This window comes from Kribbella sp. NPDC051718 (assembly GCF_040681515.1).
Lineage (GTDB): Bacteria > Actinomycetota > Actinomycetes > Propionibacteriales > Kribbellaceae > Kribbella.
This window is the reverse complement of the sequence record NZ_JBFAYZ010000005.1, coordinates 562,648-580,536: the sequence shown is the minus strand read 5'-3', so window position 1 is coordinate 580,536 and position 17,889 is coordinate 562,648. Positions and strand designations below refer to the sequence as shown.

The following is a 17,889-nucleotide window of genomic DNA, read 5'->3' as shown; positions in this document are numbered from 1 at the left end:
CGGAGCACGACGATGACGTGGACCAATCAGGTCAAGGTGCTGACAAGGGGAACCGAGCGATGAGAAGAGCAGTTGCCGTTCGTAGCGCGGTCCTCGTGACGGTCTCCGCCTGCGCCTTGCTGGCCGGTGGCCTGCCCGTCATCGGTGCGCAGACCAGCTCCGCCGCGACGAACTCGAAGATCCCGCCACTGCCGAAGGCCCGGGACACGAAGGTGAGCCCGCTCCAGGTTGCGGAGGCCAAGAAGTCGGTGGCGGAACGGGCCCGTGAGATGCTCCGAGGTCCGCAGCCCAAGCCGGCGATCTGGCCCAGCGCCGCCGACCAGATAGTCACTTTGGGCGTCGCCTCCAGCGGGGCGATCAAGGTGGCCGCGCCGCTGTCCCGGGCCAAGGGCGCACCGGTTGCGCCGGCGAAAGCCCGCGTACGGGTACTTGATCAGAACACGGCGACGGCGGCGGACGTGTCCGGCTTCTTGCTCGGTCTGACTCGTGCGGACCAGGGCAAGGGAGAGGCACCGGCTCAGCTCACCATCGACTACTCGGGCTTTGCCGAGGCGTCTGGCGGCGACTGGGCCTCGCGACTGAAGCTCGTCTCGCTTCCGGCCTGCGCGCTGACCACCCCGCGGGTGGAGGGCTGCCTGACCCCGGCCTCGGTGGGGTCGGTCAACAACGTGGACAAGCAGACCCTGACTGCCCCGGTCTGGGTCGGAAACACCGAACGGGTGATGGCAGTGACCGCCGATTCAGGCGGGAGTACTGGCGACTACTCCGCGACTTCGCTGTCGCCGGCCGCCTCATGGTCGGCCGGACGGGCCAGCGGTGACTTCACTTGGAACTACCCGCTGCGAGTGCCTCCGGCGCCGGCAGGTCCGACCCCGAAGCTTTCCATCGACTACTCCGCACAGTCGGTCGACGGCAAGACTGCCGCGTCCAACAACCAATCGTCGTGGGTCGGCGAGGGGTTCGGTCTGACGGAGTCGTACGTCGAACGCAAGTACGGCACGTGCAAGGACGACGGGCAGGCGGGGAAGTACGACCTGTGCTGGAAGTACGAGAACGCGACCGTGGTGCTGAACGGTCAGGCCAGCGAGCTGGTCAAGGGCGCGAACGGCTGGCGGCTGAAGAATGATGACGGGTCGAAGGTCGAGAAGGTCACCAACCCGACCGCCAACGGCGACGACGACAAGGAAGCCTGGAAGGTCACGACACTCGATGGCACGCAGTACTTCTTCGGCCGGGAGTTGCTGACCGGACAGAACTCGGTGTGGACCGTCCCGGTGGCCGGTGATGACGCCGGCGAACCCTGTAACAAGGCGACCTTTGCCACTTCGCTCTGCGACAACCAGGCCTGGCGCTGGAACTTGGACTATGTCGTCGACCCACACGGCAACGCGATGTCGCTGTGGTACGCCAAGGAGACCAACTACTACGCGAAGAACGGCGCGACCACCGCGACCAAGGTCTACGACCGCGGCGGCTACCTCCTGAAGATCCTCTACGGTCAGCGTTCGGACGCGATGACCGCGCTGGCTCCGATGCAGGTTCTGTTCGACACCCAGGAACGGTGCCTGAGCAATTGCACGTCACTGACGAGCGCGACCAAGGGAAACTGGCCCGACGTTCCGTTCGACCAGATCTGCGCGTCCGGTGCGACCTGTACGAAGGTCGCTCCCACCTTCTTCTCCCGGCGCCGACTGACGCAGGTGACGACGCAGGTGCTGAAGAGCACGACCTACCAGAGTGTCGATGGCTGGACCCTGGCCCAGGACTTTCCGTCGGTAGGCGACCCGATGTCCGGCCGGGCACTGTGGTTGCAGTCCATCACCCACACGGGTAAGGCGGTCGCACCGACTGCCGCGGCCCCGCTGGTGGTGAGCTTCGGGAAGATGCCATTGCCGAACCGGGTGGATACCGACAGCGACGGCGTCGGGCCGATGATCAAGAACCGGGTCGGCAATATCTGGACCGAGACCGGCGCCCAGATCACGGTGAACTACGCCGACCCGGAATGTGTGGCGGCACCGCCCGTGGCCCGGCACATGCCCGCATCTGCTGACACGAACACGATGCGCTGCTACCCGGTCAAGTGGGCGCCCCCGCTGGCGGCCGAGCGCGAGGACTGGTTCCACCGGCATGTAGTTGCCCAGGTCCGGGTCAACGACATCACCGGCGGCGCGGACGCGGTGGTCACGAACTACACCTATGGCGGCGGCGCCGCGTGGCACTACGAGGAGAATCCGCTGGTTCCGGCCAAGGACCGCAACTGGTCCGACTGGCGCGGCTTCCGCACGGTGACCACGTCTTCCGGTGATCCGTTCCAGCCGGGCCCTCGGTCGAGGGTCGTCACGTCGTACTTCCGCGGCATGAACGGCGACAAGCTCAAGGCAGGGGGGACGAAGTCAGTCACCGTGGCTGACACCTTGGGCGGCACCCGTACCGATGCGCCCGCGCTGAACGGACTCGTCCGCGAGGCCATTACCTACGCGTCGGACACCAGCAACACCGAAATCTCCGGCAACCTGACCGACTACTGGATTCAGGAGACCGCCGCACAGTCGATCGAGACCGGGCTGGTACGCCGCGCCTCGATCGTCAAGCCGTCGGCGGTGGCAGCGCGAATCACACGTGATGGTGGCAGGACCGACCTGGTCCACGCAGCACTCACCGAGTACGACCCTTCGACAGGGTTGGAGGTCCAGGTCGAGGACCAGGGAGACTCGGCGAAGGTGGACGAGAAGTGCACGATCACCTCGTATGCGAAGAACGCCGCCACCGGGATGGTCGTGCCATCGCGGACCGTCACGTCGGAGGGCCGCTGCGACTCGGCCTCGGCCAACCCGCCTGAGAGCCGGGCGCTGACCGACAACCGGACCTTCTACGACGGCGGCTCCTTCGGCTCGGCACCGACCAAAGGCGAGGTGACCTCGACGCAGCGCTTGGACGGATACGTCCAGGGCATGCCGAGATACCAGACGGTCGCCACGTCGACGTACGACGCGTTGGGGCGGAGCACGGGCACGACCGACGCGCTGGGACGCGTTTCGAGCGTTGCCTATACCCCTGCCGGTGCCGGGGCGCTGACACAGATCATCAGTAAGACGCCATCCGTCGTCACCCCTGACGCGTGACCAAGGCCCTCGAAACCAAGACGACCTACCTGCCCGAGTGGGGGAGTACGTCGCAGGTCACCGACCCGAACGGCAAGTTGACCAGTCTGGACTACGACGTCCTCGGACGGCTGACGAGCGTCTGGTTGCCGAATCAGTCGAAATCGGCCAGCAAGCTGCCGAACGCCAAGTACACCTACAGCCTGTCGAGTACCGCACCGTCATACGTGCGAACCGACTCCCTCAACATCCTGGCCAACGGCTACCTGTCCGGTTACGCGATCTACGACTCACTGCTGCGGCCCCGGCAGAGTCAGGAAGTCGCGGCGAACGGCGGTCGCCTGATCAGCGAGACCAAGTACAACTCGCGCGGACTGGCCATCATCAACAACAAGGATTTGTGGAACTCGGCGGCTCCTGCCGGGACGATGGTCAGCGTCCTCGACAACGAGGTTCCTAACGAGACCCAGACGACGTACGACGGCGCCGGCCGCGTGATCCAGTCGACATTCGCCGTCGCGGCGCAGCCGCAGTGGTCGACCAGGACCCTTTACAGCGGTGACGCGATCACCACCTTGCCGCCAAGTGGTGCAGCTGCCACCTCGGAGATCAAGGACGCGGTTGGCCATGTGGTCGAGCGGCGCGAATACGACAGCAATGTCCAGACTCCCGGCTTCGTCAAGAGCAGCTACACCTATGACGTTGCAGGCAGGCTCACCGCGCTGACCAGCGCCGGCGCCACCTGGACCTACGGGCACGACATCCTGGGCCGTCAGACGACGGTGAACGATCCCGATTCGGGGACCACGACCTACGAGTTCGACGCCGTGGACCGGGTCACCTCGATGACGAACGCGAACCAGAAGAAGCAAATCACCGCGTACGACAACCTGAACCGTAAGGTCGCGGTGTACGAAGGATCGAAATCCGACGCCAACCTGAGGTCGGACTGGATCTACGACGCGGAGGGCGCCCTCGGGCAGCTGTATCAGTCCGCCCGCTATCCCACCGGCAAGACCGGGCCGGTGTACAAGTCGAAGATCTCCCAGCGCAACGTGCTGTACAAGCCGACTGTGACCAGCGTGGTGATCCCGGCTGCGGAAGGCCGGGAGCTCGACGGCATCTACGAAACGAGGATCGGCTACGCACCGGACGAGGAGACCGTCGACTTCGCCGATGTCCCGGGGGGCGGCACGCTCGGCAGCGAGATCCTCGACTACACCTACAACCAGGTGGGTCAGCCGGTCTCGATGAAGAGCGGCGACGGGGTCTATGTGAAGGACCTCAAGTACACAGCGCTGGGCGATCCCGAGCGGTACGAGCTGGGGTCGAACGAGGACATGTACGTGGTCAACACGTTCGAGATGGGCTCCCGCAGGCTGAAGCAGACGCTGGCCGGCGACGTGAATATCGTTGCCAATCACAACTACGAGTACGACCCGGCCGGGAATCTGCTCAAGGACAAGAACCTGGTCGGTGGGGACACCCAGTGCTTCGACTATGACGGTCACCGCCGCCTGACCGAGGCGTGGACCCCGGCCGACGCTGACTGCGGCACCGCAAAATCGACGGCAGCGCTGGGCGGACCCGCCGAGTACTGGCAGTCGTGGAGCTATACGGAGAACGGGCTGCGGAAGACGCAAACTGATCACACCCGGCTGGGCGACACGCTGGAGACCTACACCTACGACATGACCCAGCCCCACACGGTGAAGTCGATCGCGACCACGGGTGCCGCGCCGAAGCCGGCGGCGTCCTACGCCTACGACGTCGGCGGGAACACGACCGCCAGGCCGGGGCCGGTGGGGACGCCTGCGCAGACCTTGACCTGGAACGCGGACAGCAAGCTCGAAAAGCTGAGCACCACCGCAGGCGACACGTCATACGTCTATGACGCCGAGGGCGGTCTGCTCCTTCGCAAGAGCCCTGGAAAGACCACCCTGTACGTCGGTTCGCTGGAACTGACGCTCGATACCACGACACTGGCGTTGACCTCCAAGCGCGAGTACTCGATCGGTGGCCAAGCAGTCGCCGTGAAGTCTTCCGTCACCGACCGCAAGTGGCTGATCCCCGACCACCACGGGACCACACAGGTCTCCGTCGACTCAGCCACGCTGGCGACCGTCACGCGCTACAGCACGCCCTTCGGCGAGTCCCGTGGCTTCGATCCGACCAACTGGCCCGACGACCACGGCTTCCTGGGCAAGCCCCTCGACAAGACCACCGGCCTGACCCACCTGGGCGCCCGCGAGTACGACCCGACGATCGGCCGCTTCCTCAGCGTCGACCCGTTGATGTCGACAGGTGACCCGCAACAAATGCTCGGCTACACCTACGGCAACGACAACCCGACCTCGATGTCAGACCCCAGCGGCCTGATCGTGAAGTGCGAGTGCGGCACCCCGTCCACACCGACTTCCAGCGACGACGACGGCCCGGACACCGGCACCGGGACCGGCGGCAACCAGCAAGGAACGAACCAGGGCGACGCAGGCGGCGACCAGGACGGTAGTCCTGGCGGCGGCGGATCCGACAACAGCAACGACGGTGGCGGTGGCGGCCAGGGCATATTCAAGAAGATCCAGAAGCACCTCGACAATAGCTACGGAGACGACCTTCAGGGCCAGGTCTACCACGGCATTGCCTCCGGGATGCTGAGCTCGGCCAAGGGCAGCTTCGATATGGTTCAGGCCGCCTACGAATGCGTCAACAACTTCACCGGCACCGTCTGCTCAGCCAACGTCCAAGGCCTGGTAGCGGTGACCCGAACCCCCCAGGCGCTGGGGCAGGCCGTGGTATCCGGACTCACCGACCCAATCCTCATCAGTCTCAAAGCCGGCAACGTGGGGGATGCGGTCGGCCAGGCCACCTGGATCGGCGGCGAAATCCTCCTGGGCAGCAAAGGCGCCGGCGCCCTGGCCTCCACCGCCGCGCGTACCGTGGAAACCACCACAGCTCTGGCCCCGGAGGCCGCTACAACTGCAACCAAGGTTGCCTCGCGCTTCTCCGTAGACAGCCAAGGAGTCGCGACAGATTTGAATGGAATCCGGCCGCCCGGCCGGTACTCTCGGCCGAAGGGTGCCACCACTGACGCGCAACGGCGAGCAGTGCAAGGACAGACATGTGTCGACTGTGGTCGAGGCGGGAAGATGGTCGCCGATCACATCACCCCGCTAGTTAAAGAATGGTATGGAACTGGTAATATTGACTTGGTCAGGATGCGCAGTATCGGCGCCGTTCAATCGCAATGTTTTTATTGCTCCAATATTCAAAGTGTCGAGATGAGGAAGTATTCACTCGGCATGCGGAAGGTGTGGGACTTTGAGTGACGATGCCATATCGGCAGAGCAGGCCGATATTTGTCGACGGTTTAATGTTTCGCCAATGGCGGCGCCGGCGGATTTGAAGGTCGGTATCTCGAGAAATGTACGCAATGGTCTGGTGTTGCCGTTGAATGGACTCAGGCATGCCGCTGAGGGCGATACGACTGGTTGGTACATTTGGGCTGGCGAAGAACTGTCCGATGATTCCGATTTCTTCGTTCCTTTGCATGTTGGTCATCTGCATAAATGGTCTACTGCGGTTCTCCCATACCTCGCCCTCCCGTCAGGATGGCGGTTTCTGATTGCGCCGGGCCACGAGGACGTATGGTTCGACGAAAGCTTGCTGAATCCGATTCCGTGAAGCTGTACTGACTCGGGAAACCTGGTATCGTCAGCCGCCGCCCCGCCGATTTATTTTGAGATTCTAGTGTGTGCGAACTGTAGTTTCTGGCCGGGAGCAAATGGCGGAGTTCGAGGAAATGGGTGCAGAGGTGCTTGTCGCGGCTGGTTGGAAAGAAGGCCGGCGGGTCGCGGTCGGTAATGCCTGCGAGGCCTATCTGCGCCAAGGGTACCAATGGCCAGACTTTGTCGAAGCAGTGGCCTCAGAGTTTGGTGGGCTGATTTTCGGAGAGAAATTCGGAGTCTTCGGTGCCATCTTGACAATGGATGCTGCACTGGCTGTCGGCGGGGTCACAAAAGAGCGGGTCGAGGAGTATGAGGAGTTTCTGGAACTGAAGCTCTTCCCGGTCGGAGTGGCAGCTGGGGGTGTCTTGGTGGTCTTGCTCAGTCCGGATGGATCGTTCCGTGGGGGCTATGACGACTCCTTGGAGTTCTTGGGGAATAACGTCCGTGAGATGCTGGGACGGTTGAGCGCTGCGGGGGGCGTGAAACTTCGCTAGCATTGACGGATGAATGAGTAGTTCGGGATTCCCGGATGGTTTCGAGTGAGCAAGCCGCAGTTCGTTCGGGACTCCGAGTTGGAATTCGACTCGGATCTGGTGTTCACGCTCGACGGCGAGGCCTTCACTGGCATCGCTTACGAGGAGTCGGCGGAACTGGGCAGGTCCGAGATTGCTTACCGTGACGGTCTGCAGGAAGGGCTGGCCCGGGACTGGTATCCGTCTGGCGTTCCGAAAGGCGAGTCGCGCTATGTCCAGAATGTTCTTCATGGGACGAGCCGAGAGTTCGACGAGCAAGGACGCCTGGTGGTCGAGGAGCGCTATGAGTACGGGGTCTGCGTTCTAGCGCTTCGGGCAGAGGGTCGCTGGGACCTGGATGGGTAACCGCTGGCCCAAGATCGGATGCCGAGCTGCTCAGGGCTCGTCAGGCGGCTAGTGCTGCGGGTCTGGGGAGATCCTTGCCTTGCCCTCGGGTGGAGTTGGCGGCGGTTGGCGGGATGGAGAATTCGTGGCCGCTACCCGCAATTCCCCAGGCGCTGGGACAAACCGCGGTATCCGGACTCACCGATCCAATCCTCATCAACTCAAAGTCGGCAAGAAAGGCGAGGCCGCCGGCCAAGATGCCTGGATCGGCGGCGAAATCCCCCTGGGCAGCAAAGGGTGCCGGTACGTTTGCCTCGACTGTCGCGCGTACACAGAATCGGCAGCCGCACTTGAGGCGGCGTCGACGATTGCGAAAGCAGCAATCGAGGCAGGCAGAGCCGCAGAGGTGGCCCGCAAGGTATCGCCAAGCGTGAGAAAGCGTCCGACCGCAGTCACTGCAGCTGTGCACACTGCCACTTGCAAGGTGGCTTGGAGATAGATGAACGAGTTCGAGCTGTTGGGTGCGAAGGCTCTCGCCGTGTCCGGATGGCGAGAGGGTAGACGGGTGGCCGTCGACAGAGATCGAGTCGCCTACCTCGCTGATGGGTACGAATGGTCGGAATTGGTTGAGGCCCTGTTGGCGGAGTTCGGCGGGCTGAGTTTCGGGAAGCGCTATGGGGACTTTGGCGATGTGCTGACCGTCGACGCCGCGTTGGCGATATCCGGCATCTACAAAGATCGCGTTGAGGAATATGAGGAGTTTCTCAATTTGAAGCTACTTCCGGTCGGCGTTGCGGCCAGAGGTGTTCTGACTGTGATGGTCAGTCCCGATGGAACTTTCCGTGGAGGTTACGATGACGGACTGGATTACCTAGGTGCGAGTTTCCGCGAAGCGCTTGGGAGACTAACGCTCGGTCCAGGACGGAAATTGCGGTAAGTCGTGATGCGATTCCGGCCGATGAGCGTCTTTGGCCGGGAACTAGGTTGGGTACGTTCCCGGTGCTGAGTCAGGCCGTGGCGATGGACACCCATCGGCAGCGGGCTGTGGGACTACCAAGCAGCGGGTGGAGGAGTACGAGGAATTCCTCGACCGGAGGCTCTACCCGATCGGAGTGGCGCCGGGGGAGAGAGCTCGGACGGCTGACGGTGGGCGAGGGCGTCAGGGTGCGCTGGGCCCCGGGAAGCTGGTGGTCGCCACCTTGGACTTCATCGACGAGTCGGTTCGGGTCAGCCCAGTTGAGGCGAAGGCGACGCAGGCCGGACTCGCGTGCGCAGTACGGGATGTAGAGCCTGCCCTGAATGGGCTGGCGTTGCCGCTCGGGGTGGCAGTTTCTGACCGCGCCGTGGGCGTTAGGACTCGAAGGTGAGGGTGCGGAGCTTTTCCATGTAGGTCTTGTAGACGGTGGTGAAGGGTTCGGTGGTGGTTATGTTGGCTACTACCCAGGCGCAGGTGGCTTGGGCGGTGGCGACTATCTGGGGTGGGTAGTCGTAGAGCTTTTGGTGGGTGAGGAATTCGTCTTCGTCCATGACTTTGACGGTGCCGTCCCGGAGGAGGCGGATGTCGAGGTCGAGGTCGATGGTGGTGACGGAGTCGACGCCGAAGACGGGTGGGGTGGTGATGTCGCAGTAGATCTGGGTGGGGTGGGGGGTGTCGTTGAACAGGGCGCTCCACCATTGGCCTCGGGGGTACAGGCGGACCCGGTGGTGGTCGATGGTGACCCAGGTGCCGTCGGCGCGCTGGCCGCGGGAGCCGGGGAGGGAGCCCACCCAGAGGCCGTGTTCGTCCTCGCCGAGGTTGATCGACTCGAGGAGGCGGTGGGGCGTGCCGTCGTACTTGCAGAAGAGTGTCCTCACCATGTCCATCTCTGCCCCACCCCACCGCCCCGGTCTGGCTCCATACGCGTCACTGTAGGTGAGGGTGGCATCACAAGCGAGCAAGCTGACCCGGTGAGCCTGGGAGAGTGTGAGAAACGCGTCTGCGGGGCTGCTGAGTTCGGAATCGTCGCTGTCCGTGCATAGACTCAAGCGTTCGAGGACAACCTGCGGAGGAGCTCGATGCGCGTTCTGGAGACCGTCGATGGCCCGGCGGACCTCAAGGCGATGACCGACGCCCAGCTGCGTGAGCTGGCCTCGGAGATCCGTGACGTTCTGGTCGAGACGGTGTCGCGGACGGGCGGGCATCTCGGGCCCAACCTCGGCATGGTCGAGATCACCCTGGCGATGCACCGGGTGTTCGACTCGCCCCGGGACCGGCTGGTCTACGATACCGGGCACCAGACGTACGTCCACAAGCTGCTGACCGGCCGGGCGACGAAGTTCGACACGCTCCGTCAGGAGGGCGGCCTGTCCGGCTACCCGAGCCAAGCCGAGTCCGAGCACGACGTCGTCGAGAACAGCCACGCGTCGACCAGCCTGTCGTACGCCGACGGGCTGGCGAAGGCGTATCGGCTGAGAAAGGAAGACCGCCACGTCGTCGCGCTGATCGGCGACGGCGGGCTGACCGGCGGGATGGCCTGGGAGGCGCTCAACAACATCGCCGCGGCCAAGGACCTCAAGCTCGTCATCATCGTCAACGACAACGGCCGCTCCTACAGCCCGACCGTCGGCGGTCTGGCGACGCACCTGACCAGCCTGCGCACCAACCCGCGGTACGAGAAGATCCTCGACCTGGTCAAGAAGAACCTCGGCCGCACGCCGTACGTCGGCCCGCCGATGTACGAGGTGCTGCACGGCGTCAAGAAGGGCCTGAAGGACATGCTCGCCCCGCAGGGCATGTTCGAGGACCTCGGCCTCAAGTACGTCGGCCCGGTCGACGGCCACGACCGGCAGGCGATGGAGGACGCGCTCGCCAAGGCGAAGGCGTTCGGCGGCCCGGTGATCGTGCACGCGGTCACCCAGAAGGGCTTCGGGTACGCCGCTGCCGAGCAGGACGAGGAGGACAACTTCCACCAGGTCCGGCCGAAGAGCAAGCCGCGCGGCTGGACCGACGTGTTCGCCGACGAGATCATCGAGATCGGCCACCGCCGGCCCGACGTCGTCGCGATCACCGCGGCGATGCTGCACCCGACCGGCCTGGCCGCGTTCGCCGAGCAGTTCCCCGACCGCATCTTCGACGTCGGTATCGCCGAGCAGCACGCGGTGACGAGCGCCGCCGGGCTCGCGATGGGCGGCCTGCACCCGGTCGTCGGCCTCTACGCGACCTTCCTCAACCGCGCCTTCGACCAACTGCTGCTCGACGTCGCCCTGCACAAGTGCGGCGTCACCTTCGTGCTCGACCGGGCCGGCGTGACCGGTGACGACGGCGCGAGCCACAACGGCATGTGGGACATGTCGATCCTCCAGATCGTCCCGGGCCTGCGGCTGGCCGCGCCCCGCGACGGCTCCCGCCTCCGTGAGCTGCTCAACGAGGCGATCGAGGTCGACGACGCCCCGACGGTACTTCGCTACGCCAAGGGCGAGGTCTTCCCCGACATCGAGGCCATCGACCGGGTCGGCGGCTGCGACGTCCTGGTCCGCACCGGCACCGACGTCCTCATCATCGGCATCGGCTCGATGGCCGCCACCGCGGTCGACGTCTCCAGCCGCCTGCAACAGCAAGGCTTCGGCGTCACCGTGGTCGACCCGCGCTGGGTCAAGCCGGTCGACCCGGCCCTGGTCGAGCTGGCCGGCAAGCACAAGTTCGTCGTCGTCATCGAGGACAACGGCCGGGTCGGCGGCTGTGGCGCGGCGATCTCGCAGACCCTGCGCGACGCGGGTGTGACCACCCCGGTGCGCGACTTCGGCATCCCGCAGGAGTTCCTCGAGCACGCCAAGCGGGACAAGATCCTGCAGGAGATCGGTTTGACCGGCCAGGGGCTGGCCCGGGACGTGATAGAGATGATCGCCAAGCAAGGGGACGCGATCACCAGTGAGTCAGACACCGCGAGCGGCAGGCCGGGCGGGGCCTGACGGGGGGCCGGCGAGGGGGCGGCACTCAGCGGCTCCCCGGCAGCGACGGCTCTGGCCGTTGCTGCTCTCGCTGGTTCTCGTCGCCGGAGCCGTCGCCGGTGGTCTTGCCCTGCACCGGTCCAGCGCTGACGCCGACCCGGCCATCGCCTCGCCGAAGACGTCCGGCCCGCCGGACGTCGACGAGACGGCCCGCACGGCCGGGGTGAACAAGGTGCTGCTCCGTCGGGCCCAAGCGGTCCAGCGCAACAACGAGCAGGAGTTCCTGCAAGACGTCGCCCCGGCGAACAAGACGCTGCGCCAGGGGCAGAAGCAGCTGTTCGAGAACCTGCGGCAGTTCGGGTTCGCCAGCCTGCAGTACGAGCAGCTCAGGGAGCAGTTCGACCAGCGGCTGGTGGACAAGTACGGCCCGTCGACGTACCTGGTCGGCGTGGTGATGAGGTACCAGATCAAGGGCATCGACCCGCAGCCGGTGCGGACGATGCTCGGCTACACCTTCACCCAGAAGTCCGACGGCAGCTGGCTGCTGGTCTCCGACAGCGACATGGACCACCTGCTCCCGCGGGGATCGCACCAGGAGGCCTGGGATCTCGGCCGGATCCTGGTGAAGCGGGTGCCGCGGGTGCTGATCGTGGTCGAGCGCGGCCAGACCAAGCTCGCCGACAGCCTCGCGGCGAAGGCGGTCAGCGCGGTAGAGGCCGTCAGCAAGGCCTGGCCGGGTGGCTGGACGGGCTCGGGCGTGGTGATCGCGCTGGACGACAAGATCGTCCGCGGCGCCGACTACACCGTGCCGAAGAACGCCGAGGACGCGCTGGCGATGGCGACCTGGGTGTACCGGACGCTGCCCGACGAGGTGACGGCGATGGGGGAGCGGGCCGACTCGTATGTCGTGATCAACCCGCGCAACCGGGACAAGGTCGACGCCCGGACGCTGGCCCACGAGTTCACCCACGTGGCGACCGCGCCGTACGGGGCCTTCGCGCCGCGCTGGCTGGTGGAGGGCGCGGCGACGTACGTCGAGTTCCTGCCGATGGCCGGCGAGGAGAATCTGGCGCTGGACAAGTACCGCAAAGAGGTCCAGACGAAGTACCTGGCCAAGGCGAAGGGGCTGCCCGCGGACAACGTGTTCTTCAAGGACTCGAACAGCTCGTACCCGATGTCGTGGCTCGCGGTCGACTACCTGTTCCGCCACTTCGGCGGCATCGAGGTCGGCACCCTCTACCAGGAGATGGCCTCACTCGGAAGCACCCAGCCTGACCGCAACCGGATCATGCTGGAGCACCTCAACCTGACCGAGGGCCGCCTCTTCTTAGCCCTGAAAAAAGAGGCGGGCATTTAGGGGCAAGTTGTATACCCGGCGTGTCGGTGGTGGAAACTCCAGGACCGAGTAGGGTAGCTGGGCTGTAGCAGACGGGCGGACCGGAGGAATCGACCCGACGTGAGTTCGACACCACCTAGTGCCGCACCGTCCGGCACTGAGGTTCCGCCCCACGGGCCCCGCCGCTGGCTGGGCCTGCTTGTCGCCGTGGCCGTGGTCTCCGCGGGCGTCGTCTACGCGGTCGAGGACCGGGAGCAGGATGCCCGGGCCAGGCCCAGCGCGCCCCTCACCAAGCCGCCGACGACCCAGCCGAACAACGGCACCAAGCCACCCTCCAAGACGGCCGCGGCCGTCGCTGCCCGCCGGCTGGCCGTCGACACGATCCTGCTCCGCCGCGCCAAGGCCGTCCGGACCGTCAACGAGAAGATGTTCCTGCAGGACGTCGACCCGGCCAACAAGAAGTTGCGGCAGGAGCAGAAGGCGCTGTTCGCCAACCTGGTCGAGCTCGGCCTCGACGAGATCGGCTACAGCCAGGCCGAGGAGCGGTTCGACCAGAAGGCGGTCCGCGCGCACGGCGCCTCGACGTACCTGGTCCGGGTGCTGATGAGGTACCAGATCCACGAGGTCGACCTGGTGCCGGTGACGACCGAGCTCGGCTACACGTTCGTGCACCGCGGCGGCCGCTGGATCATGGCCGACGACAACGACCTCGACGACGAGCTCGGCCCAGGCGCGCATCAGGAAGCCTGGGACCTCGGCCGGTTCGAGGTGCATCGCGGCCCGCGCGTGCTCGTACTGGTCGACAAGGGCGACACCCAGCGCGGTCGCTCGATCGTCACCGAAGCCACCGAGGCGCTCGGCGAGGTCACCGCGTACTGGCCGCGCAAGTGGCGTGGCTCGGTGCTGATCGCCGCGTTGGACGACTCCGACGTCCGCGACGCGCGGTTCAACGACGAGGACGTGGAGTCCGCCGCGAGCGCCGGCTCGACCTTCTCGTCGCTGCCCGGCCAGGACACCGCCGACGGTACGGTGGCCGGCGCCTACATCGTGGTCAACCCCAAGGAACGCGACCGCGTCGACGAGATCCTGCTCTCCCATGAGATCACCCACGTCGCGACCGCCGACCTCGGCGGGTACGAACCGTTGTGGCTGGCCGAGGGCGCGGCGGAGTACGTGTCCTGGCGGGGGATCGAGGCGATCAGCGGACCCGGCGAGGTCGGCAAGTGGGAGCAGGAGGTCATCGACGACGCCCTGCCGCTGCTCAGCGCATTGCCGTCCGATCAGGGCTTCTACAACAACAACGCCGACGTGTACGGCGTGAGCTGGCTGGCCGTCCGGTTCCTGGTGAAACGCCTCGGGTTGGCGGCTGTCGAGGACCTGTACGAGGATCTGGCCAGGCATGGCACCGATCAGGCGTCGCGGGACCGGATCCTGCTGACTCGCACCGGGTTCACCGAGGCGACACTCTGGATCTACCTTAAGGCCTACGAGCCTCAACGCTGAGTGGCGGTTTGACCTCAACCCGTCAGGTTGGCAGGCTCGGAGGGTTCCGTCCGAGTTTGAGGAGGCGTACAGATGAGTCTGTTGCGAACCAAGACGATCGAGCAATCGATCGCGGACACCGACGAGCCGGAGTACCAGCTCAAGAAACGCCTCACCGCCCTCGACCTGACCGTCTTCGGCATCGGCGTCATCATCGGCGCCGGCATCTTCACCCTGACCGGCCGGGCCGCCAAGGCCTACGCGGGTCCGGGTATCGCGTTGTCGTTCGTGTTCGCGGCGATCTGCTGCGCGCTGGCGGCGCTGTGTTACGCGGAGTTCTCGTCGACCGTGCCGGTCTCCGGTTCGGCGTACACGTTCTCGTACTTCTCGCTCGGCGAGATCTTCGCCTGGATCATCGGCTGGGACCTGCTGCTCGAGCTGATGCTCGGGGCAAGCGTCGTGTCACAGGGCTGGTCCACCTACGCGAAGCTCTTCCTCGACGAGATAGGACTGGGCTGGCCCGACTCGATCGGGCCGGACGCCAACGTCAACGTGCTGGCGATGCTGCTGGTGATCGTGCTGACGATCCTGGCGACGGTCGGCATCAAGGAGTCGCTGCGGGTCAACCTCGCGCTCGTCGCGGTCAAGCTGTTCGTCGTGCTGTTCGTGATCATCGCCGGGCTGTTCTACATCAAGAGCTCGAACCTGACCCCGTTCATCCCGCCGAGCATCCCGGCCGCGAACGACGACGCCTCCATCACCACCCCGCTGGTCCAGTGGATCTTCGGGGCGCCGTCGACGTTCGGTGTGATGGGCCTGGTCTCCGGTGCGTCGCTGGTGTTCTTCGCGTTCATCGGCTTCGACGTGGTCGCGACGACCGCGGAAGAGGCGAAGAACCCGCAGCGCGACCTGCCCCGCGGCATCCTCGGTTCGCTGGCGATCTGCACGGTGCTCTACGTGCTGGTCTGCATCGTCATCACCGGCATGGTCAAGTACACCGACATCAGTGGTGAAGCGGCGCTGGCGGAGGCCTTCCGATCGGTCGGCAAGCCAGGCTTCGCGACGCTGATCTCGGCCGGCGCGGTCGCCGGTCTGACCACCGTCGTGCTCACCTTGATGATCGGCGCCGCGCGCGTCGTCTTCGCGATGAGCCGGGACCACCTGGTGCCGGCGACGCTGGGCAAGACGCACCCGAAGTTCGGTACGCCGTACCGCCTCACCATCGGCATCGGCGTGGTGGTCGCGATCGTGGCCGGTGTGACCCCGATCGGCAAGCTGGAAGAGATGGTGAACATCGGCACCCTGGCCGCGTTCACCCTGGTCTCGATCGCGGTGCCGCTGCTGCGCCGGAGCCGGCCCGACATCGAGCGCTCGTTCAAGGTGCCGGGCAACCCGGTGGTGCCGATCCTGGCAGCGGTGATCTGCATCTACCTGATGCTGAACCTGTCGCTGGAGACCTGGATCCGGTTCCTGGTCTGGATGGTGCTGGGCTTCGCCGTCTACGCCATCTACGGCTACCGCAAGAGCCGTGTCGGCGAGACGGAGCGCACTGGCGAGAGCACCAGGGCGTAGTCGTCCACCCGATGAAGAGGCCGTGTCCCCCGGGGTGCGGCCTCTTCGCAACCCCGAAGTACGGATTTGGGGAGTAATATCCGTCCGGCCGGATCGGGGCGGGCGAGGAGCACGAGATGACGATGAAGCGCGGACGCCTCTTCGCGGGCGCCACCGTGCTGGTGCTGGCGAGCGCCGTCGGCGTCGTCGTGGTGACCAAGCCGGACGGCGGCAGCACCCCGGGCGGCACTGCGGTCGCCGCGGAGGCGACCACCTCGGTCGCCTCGGCGAAGTCCCGGAAGGCTGCGGTGGACGCACTGCTGGCGAAGCGCGCGACTGCCGTTCTCAAAGACGACGAGAAGGCCTTCATCGCCTCGGTCGACCCCAAGCAGCCGAAGCTCGTCGCCGAGCAGCGGGTGCTGTTCGGCAACCTGCGGCAGTTCGACTTCACCAATCTGCGGTACTTCGCCGCCGACGAGCGGGCCGCGCCGAAGATGGTCGCGAAATACGGCAAGACCGCTTTCACCACCCGGGTGATGATGCGCTACGAACTCACCGGGCTCGACCCGAAGCCGGTGCAGACCGACCTCGGCTACACCTTCGTACTCCGCTCCGGCCGCTGGATTCTGGTCGCCGACGACGCGATCGAGGAGATGCTGAGCGAGGACGGCCATCGCCAGCCATGGGACTTCCAGCCGGTCAAGGTGGTCCATCGCGGCACCGTCACCGTCGTGGTGGACAAGAAGGAAATCCCGATGGGCAAGAAGATCGCCGGCATCTCGCAGGACGCCGTCGCCGCCGTCCGCCGGCACTGGCCGCGTCCCTGGAACGGCAAGGTGATGGTGATCGCGATGCCCGAACCCCGGGTGATGTCGATGCACTGGACGGCCGGCACCGGCGACGGCTGGACGATCGCGGCCAAGGCCGTCACCCTGTACGACGGTGAGCCGCTGAGCGTGAAGGCGGCCGCGCCGGTGGGCAGCAGGATCGTGATCAACCCGGCCGTCCGCAAGGATCTCGAAGAGGATCTGCTCGTCCACGAGATGACCCATGTCGCCACGACGCCGATCGGCCTCGGTACGCCGATGTGGCTGGTCGAGGGCGTCGCGGAGTACGTCCGGTGCCGCTCGATCGAGGACGATCCGCGCTGGACCGTCGATCCCTACCGCACGATGGTGAAGACGAAGTACCTGCCGTCGATGAAGGTGCTGCCGGGGGAGAAGGAGTTCGACGCCAGCGGCGACCGCTCGTACGGGCAGTCCTGGTGGGCCACGGAGTACGTGGTCTCCACCGAGGGCGTGAAGGGGATGGCCGCGCTCTACACGGACCTCGCCCAGCACGGTGTCAGCCCGGCCGCCGACGCCGCGATCATCAAGAAGCACACGGGCAGGACGCCGGCCGAGCTGGTCACCGCGGTGAAGAAGTTCCGCGGCTAGTCCTCCAGCGGCGGCAACGCCTGCCGGATGACGACCAGGCCGAACAGGACGATCGTCAGTCCGTGGACGACCGTGCACCACAGGCAGATCGCGTCGATCTGGAAGAGCTCGGCCCAGATCAGGTAGCAGACGAAGACGACTCCGACGACGACTGCCGCCAGCCGGAGCCGGCTCGGCCACGGGGACGCCGTCCGCCACAGAGGTGGCAACGACAGCGCTGTCATCCCGACGAAGAACAGCAGGCCGAGCAGCGCGACCGGGATGCCGAAGAGCTTGGAGTACTGGCTGCTGGTTACCTTCATGCAGTTCACGACGCCGGTGTCCGGGCAGGCGAGCGTCGTACCGGCGGTGTAGTGCTCATACGTCAGGTACGCCGCGACCGCGACCCCTGCGACGGACAGCACCAAGATCGTCCAGGGGAGCCAGCCGAGCGACTTGCGCTGCATCGTGACACCGGCGCTCACCGGG

Annotated in this window: 13 protein-coding genes; 11 read left to right on the top strand and 2 right to left on the bottom strand. The window is 65.6% G+C overall.

Features of this window, described 5'->3' with window-relative positions; genetic code table 11:
• Positions 1-59 precede the first annotated feature (59 nt).
• The 6 genes from AB0M15_RS22090 to AB0M15_RS22065 all read left to right on the top strand — a co-directional run bounded on the left by AB0M15_RS22090 (position 60) and on the right by AB0M15_RS22065 (position 8,626).
• A complete protein-coding gene (locus AB0M15_RS22090) occupies positions 60-3,125 on the top strand; it encodes a hypothetical protein (protein ID WP_363821971.1) in 3,066 nt (1,021 codons plus the stop codon).
• Positions 3,122-6,433, top strand: coding sequence for an RHS repeat-associated core domain-containing protein (locus AB0M15_RS22085; RefSeq protein WP_363821967.1), 3,312 nt, complete (start codon positions 3,122-3,124; stop codon positions 6,431-6,433). The genes AB0M15_RS22090 and AB0M15_RS22085 overlap by 4 nt, the downstream gene beginning before the upstream one ends.
• Positions 6,426-6,788, top strand: a complete 363-nt coding sequence (locus tag AB0M15_RS22080) for a hypothetical protein (RefSeq protein ID WP_363821963.1) — start codon at positions 6,426-6,428, stop codon at positions 6,786-6,788. Before AB0M15_RS22085 ends, AB0M15_RS22080 begins: the two co-directional genes overlap by 8 nt.
• A 100-nt stretch (positions 6,789-6,888) precedes the next feature.
• A complete protein-coding gene (locus AB0M15_RS22075; RefSeq protein ID WP_363821958.1) occupies positions 6,889-7,326 on the top strand; it encodes an SUKH-3 domain-containing protein in 438 nt (145 codons plus the stop codon).
• Between the two features lie 45 nt (positions 7,327-7,371).
• Entirely contained in the window at positions 7,372-7,710 is a 339-nt protein-coding gene (locus AB0M15_RS22070; RefSeq protein ID WP_363821953.1) for a hypothetical protein, read from the top strand.
• Positions 7,711-8,188: 478 nt separating this feature from the next.
• Positions 8,189-8,626: an SUKH-3 domain-containing protein gene (locus AB0M15_RS22065; RefSeq protein WP_363821949.1), complete on the top strand. Its 438-nt coding sequence runs from the start codon at positions 8,189-8,191 to the stop codon at positions 8,624-8,626.
• Between the two features lie 413 nt (positions 8,627-9,039).
• On the opposite strand, the gene AB0M15_RS22060 is transcribed toward AB0M15_RS22065, so the two are convergent.
• On the bottom strand, positions 9,040-9,546 hold the full coding sequence (locus AB0M15_RS22060) for a DUF402 domain-containing protein (protein WP_363821946.1): 507 nt from the start codon (positions 9,544-9,546) through the stop codon (positions 9,040-9,042).
• A gap of 198 nt (positions 9,547-9,744) precedes the next feature.
• Between AB0M15_RS22060 and dxs the strand changes: the two genes are divergently transcribed.
• From dxs to AB0M15_RS22035, 5 genes are all read left to right on the top strand, one after another.
• On the top strand, positions 9,745-11,637 hold the full coding sequence (gene dxs, locus AB0M15_RS22055) for a 1-deoxy-D-xylulose-5-phosphate synthase (protein WP_363821941.1): 1,893 nt from the start codon (positions 9,745-9,747) through the stop codon (positions 11,635-11,637).
• 58 nt (positions 11,638-11,695) lie between these two features.
• Positions 11,696-12,973 carry a hypothetical protein gene (locus tag AB0M15_RS22050; protein ID WP_363821937.1) on the top strand — a complete coding sequence of 426 codons (1,278 nt, stop codon included), beginning with the start codon at positions 11,696-11,698 and terminating at the stop codon, positions 12,971-12,973.
• A 99-nt stretch (positions 12,974-13,072) separates the two neighbouring features.
• Positions 13,073-14,455 (top strand): hypothetical protein, encoded by a 1,383-nt coding sequence (locus tag AB0M15_RS22045; RefSeq protein ID WP_363821928.1) that lies wholly within the window; start codon positions 13,073-13,075, stop codon positions 14,453-14,455.
• Positions 14,456-14,527: 72 nt separating this feature from the next.
• Positions 14,528-16,006: an amino acid permease gene (locus AB0M15_RS22040; RefSeq protein WP_363821925.1), complete on the top strand. Its 1,479-nt coding sequence runs from the start codon at positions 14,528-14,530 to the stop codon at positions 16,004-16,006.
• A 116-nt stretch (positions 16,007-16,122) separates the two neighbouring features.
• Complete coding sequence (locus AB0M15_RS22035; protein WP_363821921.1) at positions 16,123-17,421, top strand: hypothetical protein; 1,299 nt, start codon at positions 16,123-16,125, stop codon at positions 17,419-17,421.
• On the opposite strand, the gene AB0M15_RS22030 is transcribed toward AB0M15_RS22035, so the two are convergent.
• The gene (locus AB0M15_RS22030) at positions 17,418-17,885 is read right to left on the bottom strand and encodes a vitamin K epoxide reductase family protein (RefSeq protein WP_363821918.1); all 468 of its coding nucleotides are present in this window, start codon (positions 17,883-17,885) and stop codon (positions 17,418-17,420) included. The genes AB0M15_RS22035 and AB0M15_RS22030 overlap by 4 nt on opposite strands.
• Positions 17,886-17,889 lie beyond the last annotated feature (4 nt).

Coding starts and splice junctions, on each gene's coding strand:
- AB0M15_RS22075 (WP_363821958.1), top strand. CDS start 6,889: ATGGCGGAGTTCGAGGAAATGGGTGCAGAGGTGCTTGTCGCGGCTGGT.
- AB0M15_RS22040 (WP_363821925.1), top strand. CDS start 14,528: ATGAGTCTGTTGCGAACCAAGACGATCGAGCAATCGATCGCGGACACC.
- AB0M15_RS22090 (WP_363821971.1), top strand. CDS start 60: ATGAGAAGAGCAGTTGCCGTTCGTAGCGCGGTCCTCGTGACGGTCTCC.
- dxs (WP_363821941.1), top strand. CDS start 9,745: ATGCGCGTTCTGGAGACCGTCGATGGCCCGGCGGACCTCAAGGCGATG.
- AB0M15_RS22060 (WP_363821946.1), bottom strand. CDS start 9,546: ATGGTGAGGACACTCTTCTGCAAGTACGACGGCACGCCCCACCGCCTC.
- AB0M15_RS22035 (WP_363821921.1), top strand. CDS start 16,123: ATGACGATGAAGCGCGGACGCCTCTTCGCGGGCGCCACCGTGCTGGTG.
- AB0M15_RS22065 (WP_363821949.1), top strand. CDS start 8,189: ATGAACGAGTTCGAGCTGTTGGGTGCGAAGGCTCTCGCCGTGTCCGGA.